At 41.2% G+C, this 15547-nt stretch carries 17 protein-coding genes; 2 read left to right on the top strand and 15 right to left on the bottom strand.

The features are described from left to right. Positions 1-87 precede the first annotated feature (87 nt). The 10 genes from BIV16_RS00855 to BIV16_RS00810 all read right to left on the bottom strand — a co-directional run bounded on the left by BIV16_RS00855 (position 88) and on the right by BIV16_RS00810 (position 11470). Complete coding sequence (locus tag BIV16_RS00855; RefSeq protein WP_075679834.1) at positions 88-585, bottom strand: hypothetical protein; 498 nt, start codon at positions 583-585, stop codon at positions 88-90. Further along, positions 578-1000: a DUF4430 domain-containing protein gene (locus BIV16_RS00850; RefSeq protein WP_075679835.1), complete on the bottom strand. Its 423-nt coding sequence runs from the start codon at positions 998-1000 to the stop codon at positions 578-580. The genes BIV16_RS00855 and BIV16_RS00850 overlap by 8 nt, the downstream gene beginning before the upstream one ends. A 32-nt stretch (positions 1001-1032) precedes the next feature. Beyond that, a complete protein-coding gene (locus tag BIV16_RS00845) occupies positions 1033-1377 on the bottom strand; it encodes an Hpt domain-containing protein (protein ID WP_075679836.1) in 345 nt (114 codons plus the stop codon). A 19-nt stretch (positions 1378-1396) separates the two neighbouring features. Continuing rightward, complete coding sequence (locus tag BIV16_RS00840) at positions 1397-5650, bottom strand: EAL domain-containing protein (protein ID WP_075679837.1); 4254 nt, start codon at positions 5648-5650, stop codon at positions 1397-1399. Positions 5651-5802: 152 nt separating this feature from the next. Next, positions 5803-6159: a stage V sporulation protein AE gene (gene spoVAE, locus BIV16_RS00835; protein ID WP_075679838.1), complete on the bottom strand. Its 357-nt coding sequence runs from the start codon at positions 6157-6159 to the stop codon at positions 5803-5805. A 17-nt stretch (positions 6160-6176) separates the two neighbouring features. Next, positions 6177-7193, bottom strand: a complete 1017-nt coding sequence (gene spoVAD / locus BIV16_RS00830; protein WP_075680257.1) for a stage V sporulation protein AD — start codon at positions 7191-7193, stop codon at positions 6177-6179. A gap of 106 nt (positions 7194-7299) precedes the next feature. Continuing rightward, positions 7300-8040 carry an alpha/beta fold hydrolase gene (locus BIV16_RS00825; RefSeq protein ID WP_075679839.1) on the bottom strand — a complete coding sequence of 247 codons (741 nt, stop codon included), beginning with the start codon at positions 8038-8040 and terminating at the stop codon, positions 7300-7302. 4 nt (positions 8041-8044) lie between these two features. Beyond that, positions 8045-9370: an MATE family efflux transporter gene (locus BIV16_RS00820; protein WP_075679840.1), complete on the bottom strand. Its 1326-nt coding sequence runs from the start codon at positions 9368-9370 to the stop codon at positions 8045-8047. 77 nt (positions 9371-9447) lie between these two features. Next, positions 9448-10812 (bottom strand): MATE family efflux transporter, encoded by a 1365-nt coding sequence (locus BIV16_RS00815; protein WP_173664543.1) that lies wholly within the window; start codon positions 10810-10812, stop codon positions 9448-9450. Between the two features lie 445 nt (positions 10813-11257). Further along, positions 11258-11470 (bottom strand): hypothetical protein, encoded by a 213-nt coding sequence (locus BIV16_RS00810; protein WP_075679841.1) that lies wholly within the window; start codon positions 11468-11470, stop codon positions 11258-11260. Positions 11471-11515: 45 nt separating this feature from the next. Between BIV16_RS00810 and BIV16_RS00805 the strand changes: the two genes are divergently transcribed. Both BIV16_RS00805 and BIV16_RS00800 read left to right on the top strand, forming a co-directional pair. Next, a complete protein-coding gene (locus BIV16_RS00805) occupies positions 11516-11704 on the top strand; it encodes a hypothetical protein (RefSeq protein ID WP_075679842.1) in 189 nt (62 codons plus the stop codon). Positions 11705-11734: 30 nt separating this feature from the next. Next, positions 11735-12298: a hypothetical protein gene (locus BIV16_RS00800; RefSeq protein WP_075679843.1), complete on the top strand. Its 564-nt coding sequence runs from the start codon at positions 11735-11737 to the stop codon at positions 12296-12298. A 78-nt stretch (positions 12299-12376) separates the two neighbouring features. Here BIV16_RS00800 and BIV16_RS00795 read toward each other — a convergent pair whose 3' ends face one another. From BIV16_RS00795 to BIV16_RS00775, 5 genes are all read right to left on the bottom strand, one after another. Then, positions 12377-12841, bottom strand: a complete 465-nt coding sequence (locus BIV16_RS00795) for a SpoVA/SpoVAEb family sporulation membrane protein (RefSeq protein WP_143524723.1) — start codon at positions 12839-12841, stop codon at positions 12377-12379. 683 nt (positions 12842-13524) lie between these two features. Beyond that, positions 13525-13851 carry a DUF3837 domain-containing protein gene (locus BIV16_RS00790; RefSeq protein ID WP_075679845.1) on the bottom strand — a complete coding sequence of 109 codons (327 nt, stop codon included), beginning with the start codon at positions 13849-13851 and terminating at the stop codon, positions 13525-13527. Positions 13852-13974: 123 nt separating this feature from the next. Then, on the bottom strand, positions 13975-14403 hold the full coding sequence (locus BIV16_RS00785; RefSeq protein ID WP_075679846.1) for a stage V sporulation protein AB: 429 nt from the start codon (positions 14401-14403) through the stop codon (positions 13975-13977). Then, a complete protein-coding gene (locus BIV16_RS00780) occupies positions 14393-15064 on the bottom strand; it encodes a stage V sporulation protein AA (RefSeq protein WP_075679847.1) in 672 nt (223 codons plus the stop codon). The genes BIV16_RS00785 and BIV16_RS00780 overlap by 11 nt, the downstream gene beginning before the upstream one ends. Beyond that, positions 15061-15306, bottom strand: coding sequence for a hypothetical protein (locus BIV16_RS00775; RefSeq protein WP_075679848.1), 246 nt, complete (start codon positions 15304-15306; stop codon positions 15061-15063). Before BIV16_RS00775 ends, BIV16_RS00780 begins: the two co-directional genes overlap by 4 nt. Positions 15307-15547: the final 241 nt, after the last annotated feature.

Genomic DNA, 15547 nt, shown 5'->3' with positions numbered 1-15547 from the left:
CTTTTTCTTTTTTCAAGGATAGTATGACCATATTTTTCTACATTATTCAGATTCTAGAAGATTTGGCTTGCAAAAATATGAGGCATCTCACTCTAATTTGTTTAAAATTGCACGAAGCGGGCGAAACAGTATCAGACACAGTACAAAATTGGAAGCACAGTGCAGTAAGTCGTATGGAATCCCTGCAATCCACCAGGTAAACGCGGTTGTTGGTCCACCAATGAAAAAATACGGAATCGAACAGAGTGCTCCAAAGCACAGGCCAAACGCTGCGGATAAAATGCTATACGTCATGACCGATTCCCATTTTCGAAGAAGATGGGTAAACAGTGCCAAAAGCGGCCACACATAAAGATACATCACCCACCATAATCCGAATCCATACCGACAGCCTTCGATTAGGATAAATGCAAGAATGACATAAATTACTTTTCCTCCAAAGAAAAGTGTATATAAAATAATAAAAAGTGTCACTAGCTCTACATTTGGCAAAAAAGATAGTGCAAACTTTGCTGCTTCTAAGGTTGCTACCATGACACCCATGTATGCAATTTCTTTTGTGGTTAACCGCTTCTTTTTACTCATTTATCGTATAAATAATCTGATAAGACTGTCCATCTTCTACCGGCTGGCTGTCCACACCATAGTCACAGGCAACGCCGCCCTCATAAAATGCCCAATAGGCATTGTTATTTACATAATCCGCATACAAGCCGTTTACCGTTTCCACCATAAGACCATAATCAGACTCTGTTCCATCGAACTCTAGTCCTTTGGCATCCTCCATCGCCTGACGCAGATACTCTGCATCTGTATGCACATCATAAGTAACGGACGCTCCGTTATTGTCGATTACCTCAATCGTAATTTCTTTTGCACCTTTGTGTGCCTTTGGGCTGAATTTCAGATAAAGCCCTGCAAAAAGGGCTGCCACAAGGGCAAGTATCACGACTGCAATTATAATTTTTTTCTTACTTACTTTTTTTGTTGTTTCTGACATTTTTTCCTCCAAAACTGTTTGTATACAAGACCTTATTTGTCCTTATAAATCTGCTGGATGCGCGCCTGCTCCTCCTGCACTTTTTCCATCAAACCTGCAATGGTGTCGTACTTTTTGGCTCTTAATGCATCCACGACATCCTGGCAGACCTTATAATACGTCATCATTCCTAACGTTCCTACCATACCTTTTAACGCATGAACCTGTGCAAGCACCTCATCATAATTCTGTTCTTCTAACGCCGCCATTGCGTCCTTACAATGCGTATCTTCCTCAAAACGGAGCAGATATTTCTCATACAACACCTGATTGTCTGCAAAACGTTCGATTGCACCTTTGTAATCAATACCTGCTGCCCTTAACTTTTGTTCATCCATCTGTATCTCATCTCCACTTCTAGTTTGTAAATATCTTATATTGATTCTTTCCTGCATGTTTTGCCTGATAAAGTGCATCGTCTGCCTTTTCATACAGAATCTGGAACTCTTTTCCCTCCTCCGGCGTGTATACAACACCGATGGAGCAGCTGATGGAGACCTTTTCTCCTTTGTTTTCAAATGTGGTTGATATCTTGGCGCACACTTTCTGCACCTGCTCTAATATCACTTTTTTGGACGAAGCTTTTGAAATAAAGACCGCAAATTCATCGCCGCCCAAACGACCGATGATATTCTCCTCCGTAAAGCTGGAACGCAGGATTTTTGCAACCGCCCTTAATACAATGTCCCCGAAATCATGACCAAAGCTGTCATTCACCTGTTTGAAATTATCCACATCAATCATGATAAATGCGCGGCTCTTATTCTGCGAAGCTTCTTTTAAAAGTTCTTTCGATACACGTTTTTCAAAATTAATACGGTTATATAATTCCGTCAGCGAATCCCGTTCTGCCATCTGGCGAATCTTGCCGAGTTTCTTTTTCTCAGCCTCTGTATTGCGGATTTTCCAGCTTGCACAGACATGGTTGTTGCCAGGATTTTTTGACATGTAAACCGTAGAGGTAAACCATTCATAGGCATTCTTATTCGGAAGCATAATCCGAAGGTCAAACGAAATCTCCCGCTCTCCCTGTGTGAACCACTTCTTTAAGTTTGTTCTTCGCATCCAGGAATCGATATATTTGATATCATCCTTTAAGACCAGTTTTTCGATTCGCTGCTCCACAAAATCATCGTAAGAGAGGATTTCTGCATCCTCTAACCCAAATCCATTGTCCTGAATCTTCTCCGATATAAAACGGTTATCCGTCAAATCAATCTCTGCAAAAAAGAATGCATTCTGTCCTAGAATTGCCTGATACTGCTGCTCTCTCCACTTACAAATCTGATGTTCTCTGTCTTTTGTGATATCTTCGCAGACTCCGAGCGCCATTCTTTTCTCCGTCGGACTTCCTTCCATTCGTGACAGGGTAACTCTGAACCACTTTGAGACAGTTTCCCTGGTATCCTCGTCTGTATAAACGCAGTGGAACTCTTCACTGGTCGTGCGTTTTCCGTTCCGGATACGCTCATACATTTCTTCCCGGCGCACATAGTCAGCATCCGCAATTCCAGGGAGCATCTGGAACAGACTTCGTTTCTGGATGACTCGTCTGGAACTTCCATTTTTCCGTTTTGTAATATAATCAACGCTGTCATCATCCAAAGAATACAAAAAGAACTGTAAGTTTGTCTCCTTTGTAATTGCCTGGCTTAACATATCTAGGGACTTTTCAAATTCAAAATTCTCTTTTGTTACCACCTCAATCTCTATGGTATCAAAAAAGATTCCGTCTGCCTGAAAATCCATGGTACAGTTGGATATCATGCTATGTATGGAACCGTTTGCGCCCTCAATCCGGTATACGTTCTGCCAGCATTTTTCACGACGTCTGAGTGCCAGTTCCGCACGATCTCTCAACCTCTTTTTATCTTCCTCCACGATATTGTCTAAAAATCCACCCAGATTTTTTTTGCTTCGGTATGTTGTGCTGTGAATCTGGTGCAATTCCATAAATTTATCATTTGCGAACACCATTCTTTTGATTTCAAAATCTTTGTAAGAAATCTCCATTCTGCAAATGGATGCTACATCGTTGCGCAGCATCGACTGCACCTGTTTTCGAACCGTGGAACTTTCTCGCAATGCGTGCACTTCTGCCTTAATGGAATCATTTTCTGAAATCTGAAGCAGGTTCTCAATCCTTTTCTTAAGCGTCTTTGCATCATACGGCTTGGTAATCACATCTAATGCCCCTAATTCCAACGCTTTACTCTGGTTCTCCTGATCTCCGAATGCCGTTAAAATCAGCACTGGTATCATGCGGAGCAAATCGTTCCGCTTCATGATTTCAAGTAAATCAAATCCACTCACCTTCGGCATAAAGATATCCGACAGAACCAGATTGATGTTGGCAAATTCTTTTTTCAGAATGGAAAGTGCTTCCTCCCCATTCTTTGCCTCTAACACACGATATTTGTCTTTTATCATTTCCATGATGGACGAACGGTTTAACTCGGTATCATCAACCACCAGTATCGTCTGTTTTTTCACACCTGCCATCTCATAATCGAAATTCTTTTCCTCCTGGCACTCGATTTCTTTTACAAAATCTTCCTTGCAAAGCGGCTTTGAAAAATAGAATCCCTGAATATAAGTACATCCCATTCCAAACAAGAGTTCGCACTGGTTCTGTGTCTCGATTCCTTCTGCGATGACACCCATTTTCAATCCTTTTGTCATCTGGATAATATTGTATAAAATATTGCAGGCACGCTCGGAATTCTCCAAATCATCAATAAACTTCATGTCGATTTTCAAAATATCAACCGGCACCATCTTCAACATGTTCAAAGAGGAATAGCCGCTTCCAAAATCGTCCATCAAAACCTTGAATCCATCTTCCTGCAATGTCTTCATCGTAGACAACATCTCTTCTGGATTGTCCTTATAAGCACTCTCCGTAATCTCTAAACGCAAATATTCCGGCGAAACCTGGTAACGTCTTGTCAGCGCACAAATCTCTGCCGCAAGATTTGGATTATAAAAATTAATTCTGGAAAGATTCACAGAAATTGGAATCGGTTCCTTTCCCTGTTCCTTTCGCTCTGCTAAAAATTTGCAGGCTTCTTCCCATACGAACATATCCAGTTTTGTGATAAAACCATTTTTTTCAAAAAGAGGCACAAACACATCCGGCGGTATCATGCCCTTCTGTGGGTGCTGCCAGCGTACCAGTGCCTCTGCGCTGACCGGCTTTCTTGTTCTCGCATCATAAATCGGCTGATAATAAACCACAAACTGGTGTTCTAAAAGAGCCGTTTCCATCTCGACCACGTACTCTTCCTCGTCCAAAATCTCTCTTTTTAAGCTGTCATTGTAATAGCACCAGCGTTTCAGATAATTATTCTTAATCGTCTGCAATGCCATATCTGCACGGTCACACATCAATTCTACCGGTGTTGTCTTATCTTCTACCAGATAAAAGCCGACATGCATACGAATCGGATAATGAATTCTCTCCCAGTTAATCACCCCCGCCAGCATCTGCTCGATATATTCAATTCCCTGCTCAATAAAACGCTTGGTCGTACAGGTCACAAAATGGTCTGCCTCTAAACGTCCAAATGTACCATGACCTTTTAATTTCTCGTCCATCTTCTGGGCAAATTTTCGCAGAATATGATCTGCCGCACTGCTGCCCATCAGCTCATTTACAACCTTAAAACGGTCAATATTCCACTGTCCAATGACAAAGGTCTCCTTCGGATTCTCCCGGAGCATCTGCTCTGTCTTACGGTAAAATGTCTCCCTGTTGTAAACGCCGGTCAGATTATCCCGCTCTGCCCGGTAGCGCAGTTCTTCCATGGAATTTTGCAGACGTTCCTCGGTCTCTTTCTCCTCGCTCGAATCCATAAAGACCGCATGATAAACGTTGCGGCCTTCTTCGGATTCCATTTTCTTTGCCGTAATTCCAACCCATTTAATGGTATGCTCTTTCGTCAGGAAACGAACCTTACAATGAATGGAGCCATTCTCATGATAGGCGTTATTCTCCTCTTTTAAAATCTTCTGGTCTTCTTCGAGCACCAGTTCCAGTGCATCTTGTGTCTGATATCTGGAAAATTCTTCCCGGCTATATCCCAAAAGTTCACACAATCCATCATTGAAAAATTCGATATGGACGCCATCCGATATTTCAAAAATTGCGATTCCACCCGGAACCGTGTCAATGAGCGACTGCAGGCGGTTCATTGTGTTGCGGATTTTACGCTCCATGCTCTCTTTTTCTTTGATATATTTATGAACCAGATTCGTCACTCTCTGTCTGACAATCTTAGGGTTATACGGTTTTATAATGAAGTCATCTGCCCCCATTTCAAGCGCCTTGAACTCTTTGGCACGCTCTCCCTCCTGGGTATTTACAATGACCGGAATACGCTTTAACCGCTCATCCCGTTTGATAATCTGTAACACTTCTAACCCGTTCATTTTTGGCATTATGATGTCAAGCAGAATGATGTCTACGTGCTCTTCTCCCCGAAGTACTTCAAGCGCACCCAGCCCATCTTCTGCTTCCACAACTTTATATTCATCTTTGAAAATATCTTTTAAGATCTCACGATTAATTGCAACATCGTCCACGATCAGGATTGTCAATCTGTTCCCCATACGCAAGCACTCCTCATCTGCAGCATTGTAGTCCTTCCCCACTATCCAAGTCTGCTATCTAATTACAATTTTACATGATTCGACCGTTTTTTTCAAATTTCTTACATCCCAATTTCGATATGTTCCATGCAATTTTCGCTCTAATTTTATCTTTATTTTTTCATTTTAGGCTGGAAAATAAGGCTGGCAAGGTACCCGAATACCAGGGCAGCACAGATTCCTACCGCACTCGCCTTAAATCCTCCCTGGAAAATGCCAAGGAATCCATTTTCATCCACAGCTTCTTTTACCCCTTTCCATAGCACATTTCCAAATCCTAGCAATGGCACACTTGCGCCGGCACCGGCAAACTGTAAAAACGGTTCATACAATTGGATTGCGCCCAGTACGGCACCTGCGCATACCAAAAGAACCATGATTCTTCCCGGAAGCATCTTCGTCTTTTCCATCAAAATCTGTACCAGCGCGCAAATCAGCCCGCCAACCCAGAATGCGTTTACATAATCCATAAGTTTTTCCACCTTTCCTATTCTTTTAAATGCTCTAGCACAACTGCATGGGCAATCCCCGGAACTGTTTTCCCTTCATTGAAGGAGACAGTCGACAAAAGCGCTCCCGTCGGCACAAACAGAATCCGCTGTAAGCTTCCTTTTTCCAGATGTTTTAAGAAATGTCCACTTAACGTCACCGCAGAGCAGCCGCAGCCAGAACCTCCTGCACCCGTATTTTGCGTCGCTGCATCGAAAATCTCAATCCCGCAATCGGTATGCACCTGGCTGATGTCGTACCCTTTTTCTAAAAGCAAATCGATTAAAATCTCTTTTCCTATCGTTCCTAAATCGCCTGTTATGATTTTGTCATAGTCATGCGGCGAGCGCTTAAAATCATCAAAATGCTGTGCGATACAATCCGCTGCTGCCGGAGCCATCGCCGCCCCCATATTCATCGAATCCTTGATTCCATAATCCATGATTTTTCCGGTTGTGATTCCGGTAATCTGCACCTTGCTTTTTTTCTTTCCAACGAGAAATGCTGCACTCCCGGTCACCGTCCAGGTTGCGGACAATGGTCTTTGGTTGGCATATTCCAGTGGAAAACGGAACTGTTTCTCCGCACTCGCGAAATGGCTTGATGTGACGGCTATCACCTGGTCGGCATATCCTGCTGCCACGGTCATCGCTGCAAGGGATAAGGACTCTCCACAGGTGCTGCACGCACCGTAGAGTCCAAATAATGGGACACTATAATCTTGTAGGCCAAACGATGTTGCGATATTCTGCCCCAATAAGTCTCCGGCAAAAAGATAGCGGATGTCCTCACTGGTCTGCTCTGCTTTTCCAAGTGTCAATGCCACCGCCTCTTTTTGCAAGGTGCTCTCTGCCTCTTCCCAGGTATCTTCCCCGAATTTGTCGTCCTCACAAACCATGTCAAAGCACTCTCCTAAGGGGCCTTCCCCTTCCTTTTTTCCGACAATGCTTGCACTGCTGATTATAAAAGGAGCCTCCGTAAACTGGAGGCTCTGTTTTCCTTTTTGAACTTCCATCTCATCACCCTTTCTGTTGTGTTTTCTTTTGCAAGAATCCACTTCTGATTTTCTTAAGGATAGTATGTCTTTCCAAAAAGTTCTTATTCATTTGTCTTTCTTCCAATTACTGATTCTGTGACATCCAGGATGCAATCTCATTTGCGGTTCTCTGCTGCTGCAAACCGCTTGTCATGCTTGCGATTCCATCCCCTTTTTGCTCTCCGTAATTTCCAAATCCGGCATGGTTTGCGCCTTCCATGCAGATTTCTAAGTAACTTCCAGCTATCAGGGATTTTCCTTCTGCAAGCTTATCTAAGTTTAATACGCCGTCCTCACTTCCATAAAGGGAAAGCACGGAGATTTCTTTTTCCGTAATCTCTTTTGTTGGATACGCCGCCATTAAAACAAGGCCTTTGACTTCGTCCTGATGGTTTGCCGTAAAATCGGCTGCCATCGCACCGCCAAGCGAATGACCGGACAGATACCAGTTTTCATACTCATACTGATTCATGATTTCCTGTGCCTTATTCTGTCCTAATATTGCAAGGTTACAAGGCATTTTTACCAGAAAAACATCGATTCCCTTTTCTGCAATCATCATCATCATCGGGGCATAAGCTGTGTACTCTACTTTTGCTCCCGGATAAAAAATCAAGGCGTCCTCCGTTCCTTCGCTGTCGAAGAAATAACCCCAGTCATTTTCACTCACTTCAACTACATCCGTAGTTGTCAGATATGTCTCTGCAATCTCATCACTGTGATAATAATCATTCACATACCAGACTCCTGCGCCTACAAGTACGGCTAAAAGAAGCAATGGTACAATCACCAATATTTTTTTCTTAAGACTCCACTTTTTTTTCATACTCTTAAATCCTCTTTTCTAATTTCTCCCCTGATATTTTATCCTTTGTCCTGATAATTGCAACCCCTGTCACGATTGCAGTCAGAAATTCCGCCGCCGGAAATGCCAGCCAGATTCCAGTCATTCCCAATAACACCGACAGTAAAAAAGCACATGCGCTGATTGCAACCACACCTCTTAATAAAGATGCCACAAATGCCCATTTTGCCTCCTCTACGGCGCTTAGATAACCGGTTCCTACGATGTTAAAACCAGCGAACAAAAATCCGATAAAGTAAAGTTTGATACCGCGAATTGCATAGGACGCCATATTTGCATCGCCCTCCTGGTTGAAAACACCTGTAATCGGCGCCGCAAAAACGTGTGTAAAGACAATGATTCCTATTGCAAGTGCCAGCGCCGTACCAATTCCAAGCCGCAGCACTTTTTTTACTTCCTTTGCATTTCCTTTTCCATAATGTTCACTGAAAATTGGCTGTGTTCCCTGTGATACGCCATTGAAAACCGCAACTGCAACCAGCGATGTATTCGCAATGACACCATACGCTGCCACACCCACATTTCCTGCGAGTTTCAGTATTAACATATTAAATACAATTGTAGTTACACCGGAAGAAAACTCTCCGATAAATGCTGCTACACCAAGCTGGCATGCCTGAATCAGCCTTTTTATAGATGGCATGCGCCATACAAATTTTACGGTATTTTTCTTAGAGCAAAAATGAATCATGCAGACGAAAATTCCCACAACCGGCGAAACAGCGGTTGCAAGTGCCGCCCCAACCATTCCAAGTCCAAGCGGGAACATTAAAACATAATCCATCACAATATTAAAAAGACTGCTGGAAAGTGTTGCAAGCATCGCAATCGTTGGATTTCCGTCATTTCTTACAAACGCATTACAGATATGATTCCACATGAAAAATGGAGTAAACAGCATGAAAATCCTGGTATACGGCGCTCCTACCGCCACAATAACCGCATCTCCTCCAAGAAACTGTACCACCTTTTGCGGAAAGCATCCGCCAAGCACCATGAAGATGCTTCCGATTATAAGTGCGCAAAAAATAGCATTGGAAAAATAGTAATCTGCTTTTTCCTCACCTCTTGCCCGCAGCACCTTAAAACGGATTGCCGAACCGACACCCATCATCGCTCCAAACGCAAAAATCAGGTTGTAAACCGGCAAGACCAAGTTTAGAGCCGTAATTCCGTTTGCTCCCTGCGCAAGTGAAATGAAAAACGTATCTGCCAGAATATAAAGTGAAATTCCAATCATACCAAGGATATTCTGCGATACATATTTTACAAATGTTTTCTGAACTGACATGACTTTTTCCTTTTCTAATCCTTATTGTATTTAGACATTCTCCAGGGACGTCTTAAGCTTTTGTTTTATCTGACACCTTACGGGGCTGTCTTAAGCTTTTGCTGGGCAAAAATTTTGCGCTGTTTATACCCATAATAGAGTATCATTCCGAGCGCACAGATTGCCCATGTTACCGGATAGCAGGCTACGATTTCTTCCAACGTTCCGTTTGGAACAATGAGCGTAACCCATAGAATTCGAAGCAGGCAAATTCCACTTAATGTCATAACCGTAGTAACTAACACATGTCCCTCTGCGCGAAGTGCTCCCGATAAGATTTCGATAAACACAAACAAAAAATACGTCGGGGAAATTACGGCTACCATCCGAAGTCCTATCATAATGACACCCTTATCCTGCGTGAAAATCCGAAAGAGCAAGGAGCCCTCCGAAAGAAATACTGCACTAAATGCAAGTGCTGTCACAAGTGCCATTCCCAGACAGACATGGACACCTTTTTTGACACGGTCCCATTTTCCTGCGCCACAATTTTGACCTACAAATGTAGTTATGGCAATTCCAAATGCTCCGTTGACCATCCAAAACAGACTGTCTATTTTTCCAAATACCGCCCACGCCGCCATTGTATCAACGCCAAAATTATTTAAAACGGTCTGGACAATCATGTTGGAAATACTATACATGCTGGATTGAATTCCTGTCGGAAGTCCAATCCGAAGCATGGTCGAAAATTCCTCCCTGTGAAAGCGAATCTCTGCTGGAATCAATTTCAGCCCCGGTGTCCGGTACATAAGTGCTGCAGTGACCATAACCGCACTGACTGCCTGCGAAATCAGCGTTGCAATTGCCACACCTGCGACTCCAAGGTGGAACCCAAGTACCAACAATAAATCCAGCGCAATATTAATCACACTGCAAATCATAAGATAATAAAGCGGACGTTTGGAATCTCCAATCGCACGCAAAATCGCCGAACCCATATTGTATACAAAAATAAAAATGAGCCCGGAAAAATAAACTCTGACATAAAGCGTTGACTGCGCCATCAGCTCCTGTGGGGTATTCATAATGGTGAGCAATGGCTTTGCAAACAATACGCCTAATATCCCGCATAAAATTCCACCCACAATTGAAAATGCATACGCGCTATGTAACGCCTTTTTCAGCCCTTCCTCATCTTTTGCCCCAAAGAACTGTGAAATAATCACAGAAGCCCCTGCGGAAAGTCCAGTGAAAAAGCCAACCACCAGATTAATAATCTGCGCTGACGAACCACCCACACTAGAAAGTGCCTCCTTGCCGGCAAACTGCCCTACTACCACAGCATCTATGGTATTATAAAGCTGCTGAAAAAAAGTGCCTATCATAATTGGAAAAAAGAACAGCAACAGCTGCTTCCAGATGACACCTTCAATAATCTTATTCTCTTTTGTTTCTTCCATTCTAATCCTCATTCTTGCGCCATTTTTGCGCATCTGAATTCATTTATCCATCAACTTGTCTGCTCCATAAGCGACTATTTTTATCATAACACAATTTTGACTTTTCTTCTATGCTGACTACGATGAATTTCGGACCTTGTTCGCCATTTCTTTTGGTGATGGTAAACAGATTTTGTTTTTGCTTTTTATGAACCCGAAAATAATTCTTCTTGCTATATGAAATTAACATTGCGGTTTGTGTAGAAATTCCGTATACTGAAAATAGGAAGTTTCTTGATGTTTTATTGGATGATTCTTGATTCTTCATTCGGGTAATTTATTTCATGATTCTTGTTTTTTCATTTTAATAATTTATTTCACGATTCCTGTTTTTTTACCGTGTTGTTTTTCTCGGATGCTCTTTTTATTTTGCTCTAATTTTTCTTTCGTATTTTTTCTTTTTATGTTAGTGTTTCAATTCATGATTCTTGTTTTCCCATTGGGATATTTTCCTTGATGGTTCCTGTTTCTTCATTTTTTCCTTTGTTCCACGATTCTTCTGTTTTTCTTGGATTTCATTTTTTATATTCGTCTTTTTATGTTCATCTTTTTTATGTTTCACCTTTTTATATTGCATTTTTGATATTTCATTTTTGATATTCCATTTTTGATATTTCATTTTTGATGCTATATCTATTTTTATTAATTTTAGGAAGGATTATCTATGCTTACACAACATCTTGAAGCTGAATATCAGCGTGTCACAAAAAAACTTGCCGAAACCCAAAATGAACTTAGGCAAATGCCCGGCGGCCAGCTTAGCTACCAAAAAAGTGGTAACTATTTCAAATATTATCAATGTGAAAAAGATTCAAAAACCTATCTCTCCACAAGCGATATGTCCACCATTTAGCAACTCGCCTATAAAAAATATCTTGTTGCTTTGGAAGAAGATTTAGAAAAAGAGAAAAAAGAATTAGAACACTTTCTAAACTTTTTGAAAAAGAATCCTTCTAAATCCGCTCAGATTCTTCATGAAAATTCCCGCTATACTCCACTGATATCGCCTTATTTTCTTCCACTTTCCACGGAATTACGTCAATGGGCTGCTGCTTCTTTTCCAACAAATCCGAGTCATCCCGAAGGTCTTGTCATCAAAACTAACGCTGGCATAACCGTTCGCTCGAAATCTGAATCCATGATAACTTCGCTTTTGTTCCAGTACAAAATCCCCTTTCGCTATGAATGCCAGCTTTCGCTTCCACAACTAAATCTTTATCCCGACTTCACAATTCGTCACCCAAAAACCGGGGATTTCTATTATTGGGAACACTTTGGATTGATGGACGACCCTGCATATCTTCGTAATTTTTCTTCCAAACTACAACTTTATGTACAAAACGGAATTATTCCATCCTGCCAGCTCATTACCACATATGAAACAAAGGAACATCCTATTGATCTTGACTATGTAGACAATCTGATTCATTTTTATTTTCTTTCCTGATTTCCATTGTATTTCGGATTTAGGTGTTTTTAGAAGATTTCCGGATTTTCTACTCCATTCACTTGACAGATGGCGAGCTTAGAACATGCCCGCCATCTTCAAAAACCAATAAATCAAGCCTAACACCCACGAAGTAAAAATTCCGTATAAAATAACTGGCCCTGCAATTGTAAAAATCTTACATCCAATTCCAAATACCTGGCCTTCTTTTTGAAATTCGATTGCCGGCGCGGCTACACCATTGGCAAACCCTGTAATTGGAACAAGTGCGCCGGCGCCGCCCCAGTTTGCAAGTGATGGATATATATTAAGTCCTGTTAAAATTACACTGAGCAATACCAGAAGCATACTGCACCACCCACCTGCACTGTCCTGGTCAAGTCCGTAACCTTTTGCAATGTTTAAAATGAATTGACCTATCACACAAATGATTCCACCTGTCACAAACGCTTTCGCCATATTTGCTGCCAGGTTATGTGTCGGGGTCACTTCCTTCACATATTTGTTATACGCTTTCTGTTGCTGTTCCTTTTCGTCCTTCATAGAAACTACTCTTCCTTTCTTTGTCGTATATTTTTCGATGAATCCCAGAAGGCATTTCTAGTTACCAAAACAACCTTTGATACCTCCATTCGCAATTGTTTAAGGAAACCTGCAATCCATTATAGTTGTCTCTTGTTATTTTTCTATCAAGCTGTACAACTTTGCTTTTCCTATATCCGCTGCCAGGTACATTTCCTTTATTCTAAGAATAGTTTTCTCAATTTTCATGAAAAAATGTATATCACACTGTGAAAAATAAGTATTTTTCTTATGTTTGCTCATCGGAACAAAATGGACCTGTCATTGTGCAATTTGCCAGTAAAAAACTGTAAGCAAACTTTTGGCACCCAAATCTTATAACGTAAAAAGAATCCTGCTTGCAGGATTCTCCGCCTGTGGCGGGTCGCATTTACGACATTGTTCAACTCCGCCGCAGTGCAATCCTCGCGGAAAATCCGTTTTTATGTAATAAAAACGGATTTTCCTATTACCTAAAAAAGACGGGTATCTCTCCCGCCTTCCATTTAGTTTACATAATGTAAGTTGATTATTTATATCACATAAGTCAATCTATGAATATTCCAATATCTCATGATGCCATTTTGTCATCCCAATATTTCGAAGATATCCTCACCTGTCATAAATGTTGTTATTTTTTCACGGAACAATCTCTATCCCACCTGTTAAGGTATCACCACCTGCCACAAATTTTGCTCATTTTTTCCCATTTCAAATAATTCCCTGGTCTGGTCGTCATACGCTTCGTCCGGTTTGTAATCGTGCACCAGCTTTATTAAATATGCTTCTCTTTCGTCCTCCGGATGAAGATCCTTTGTCTTCTCCTGGAGCGTCTCTAGAAGTTCTAGTGGTTTTAAATCCGGTGTCACCTCAACCCCTTCTAGTTTTGAAATCAGACCTGCCACATAATAGAGTTCATAATTTCCGGTTAAAACCGACGTCTGCATATTACATTTTATCATCACACTTTGTCTTGCAATTGATGGAACCATTTTCTTCCCTTCTTTTCTTCCTGTATTCTTCTCTTCATTTTATAAAGGAAAAAGAGGACTGTCAACCTTCCTATTCTTCTAATATAACATACAACACTTTCCTTTCTGTTAGAAAAAAGACTGTCAACCTTCCCCCATCTGGTTCCAGAAATAAAAGAATGCACCACACGCTTTTCCAAACGCCATGCAAGTCATCACAAACGATAGCCCCATCTTTAAATTGGCACGGCGATACATAATGGGAAAAGTATTTAGGATTTCGGCAAGTGCAACCGCGATACATCCTACAAAAATGCCGGCGCACAGGCCATACACAATCAGTAGTGGAGAACCGAGCCATATCCTGATGTCTGGAAAAACAGATAGAAGATTTCCAATCGTTCCACCTAGAATGATTGCATTTTCATAAAAAATAGCATGCGACGCCGTATTACTTTTTCCTACCATTCTTGGCACCACACCGATGACTAAAAGAAATGCAAAGGTTCCGGCAGACACCGCCAGACCAAAAATTACACCAAGTATGGTTAACATAATATGACTACTTAACATCAATATTATGCCCCTCCCTTCCCGCATTTTGAATAAATGTAGTATCTACATCCTGTTCATATTTGCGAAGTTCAATCTGAATTGGGGTCGGATCATGTGTAATCTTTTTCCTGCCAAGGTGATTGAAAAAGATGAGTATCCCAAGAGGCAGACCAATACAATAACTGATTTCAAGTTCTGTCATTCCATTGGATTTTGTCCCGGTTGCCTGCAAGTACAACTTGGAAAAGACATCCGTGACTGAAACGTCGTTGTTGAATGCCATAATCGTAAACGCTGCCCCGAAAAAAATGATAATGCCAAGCACCCCTGTTTTCAGATAATTTGTCCACTTCGATGGCTCTGGTGACGGCTGGTATTCCACAATGAAGTCTTTTTCGCCCTCATTTACCACATCAAGGTCTGGATAATCCTCATGAATCAGTTCAATTACTTTTAAAATAGAAAACACTTGTAGTTGTTTTTTTGCTGCCTGCCCTTTTATCCAGACTTTTTCCTGCGGCTCCCTTGGAAAAGAATAAAGTTTCTTTTGCTTGATTTGTCTTAATGCAGCCTGATTGGTACACTCCATTTTGGCAACATCCGAAAGGGTTACATTCCGGTCAGAACAAACCACATTCTGGTCTATCTTTACATAAATTGTTTCCTGCTTTACACTCATACTGCCACATTTTCCTTTCCACTTTCCAAATAATGTTTTACCAATACTTTGCTTTCTTTCTGTCTTTCCCGACATTCCAACACAATTTCTTCCTCACAATCCTGATTGACCTGACGCTCCACAAGAATCCCGTCCTCAAACTCCTGCTTTTCTTTATTTTTCTCATATAAAACAAATACACTGCATGCCACAATCACCAAAAAACAGACGGCAATACAGATTCGATATTTTTTCTTTGTCATAAGATTCTTCCTCCTATTCAAGCCTGTATTTGTATACAATATACAGCTATCCTCTAGCAAATTTACACACAAAATTTTACAGATATAGCGTCTCCTTTTTCCATAAAAATTATGTAATCTTCCATGAAATTTTCCAAAAGAAAAGCAATGCATCTTTCTTTTAAAATTTCATCAAAAAACGATTGACACGCACCCTAAAAGGGAATACATTACTTTAGTAAGATTTAAGTGACAAACGAAC

It is taken from the genome of Roseburia sp. 831b, from assembly GCF_001940165.2.
Lineage (GTDB): Bacteria > Bacillota > Clostridia > Lachnospirales > Lachnospiraceae > Roseburia.
This window is presented reverse-complemented; position numbering and strand designations above follow the sequence as displayed.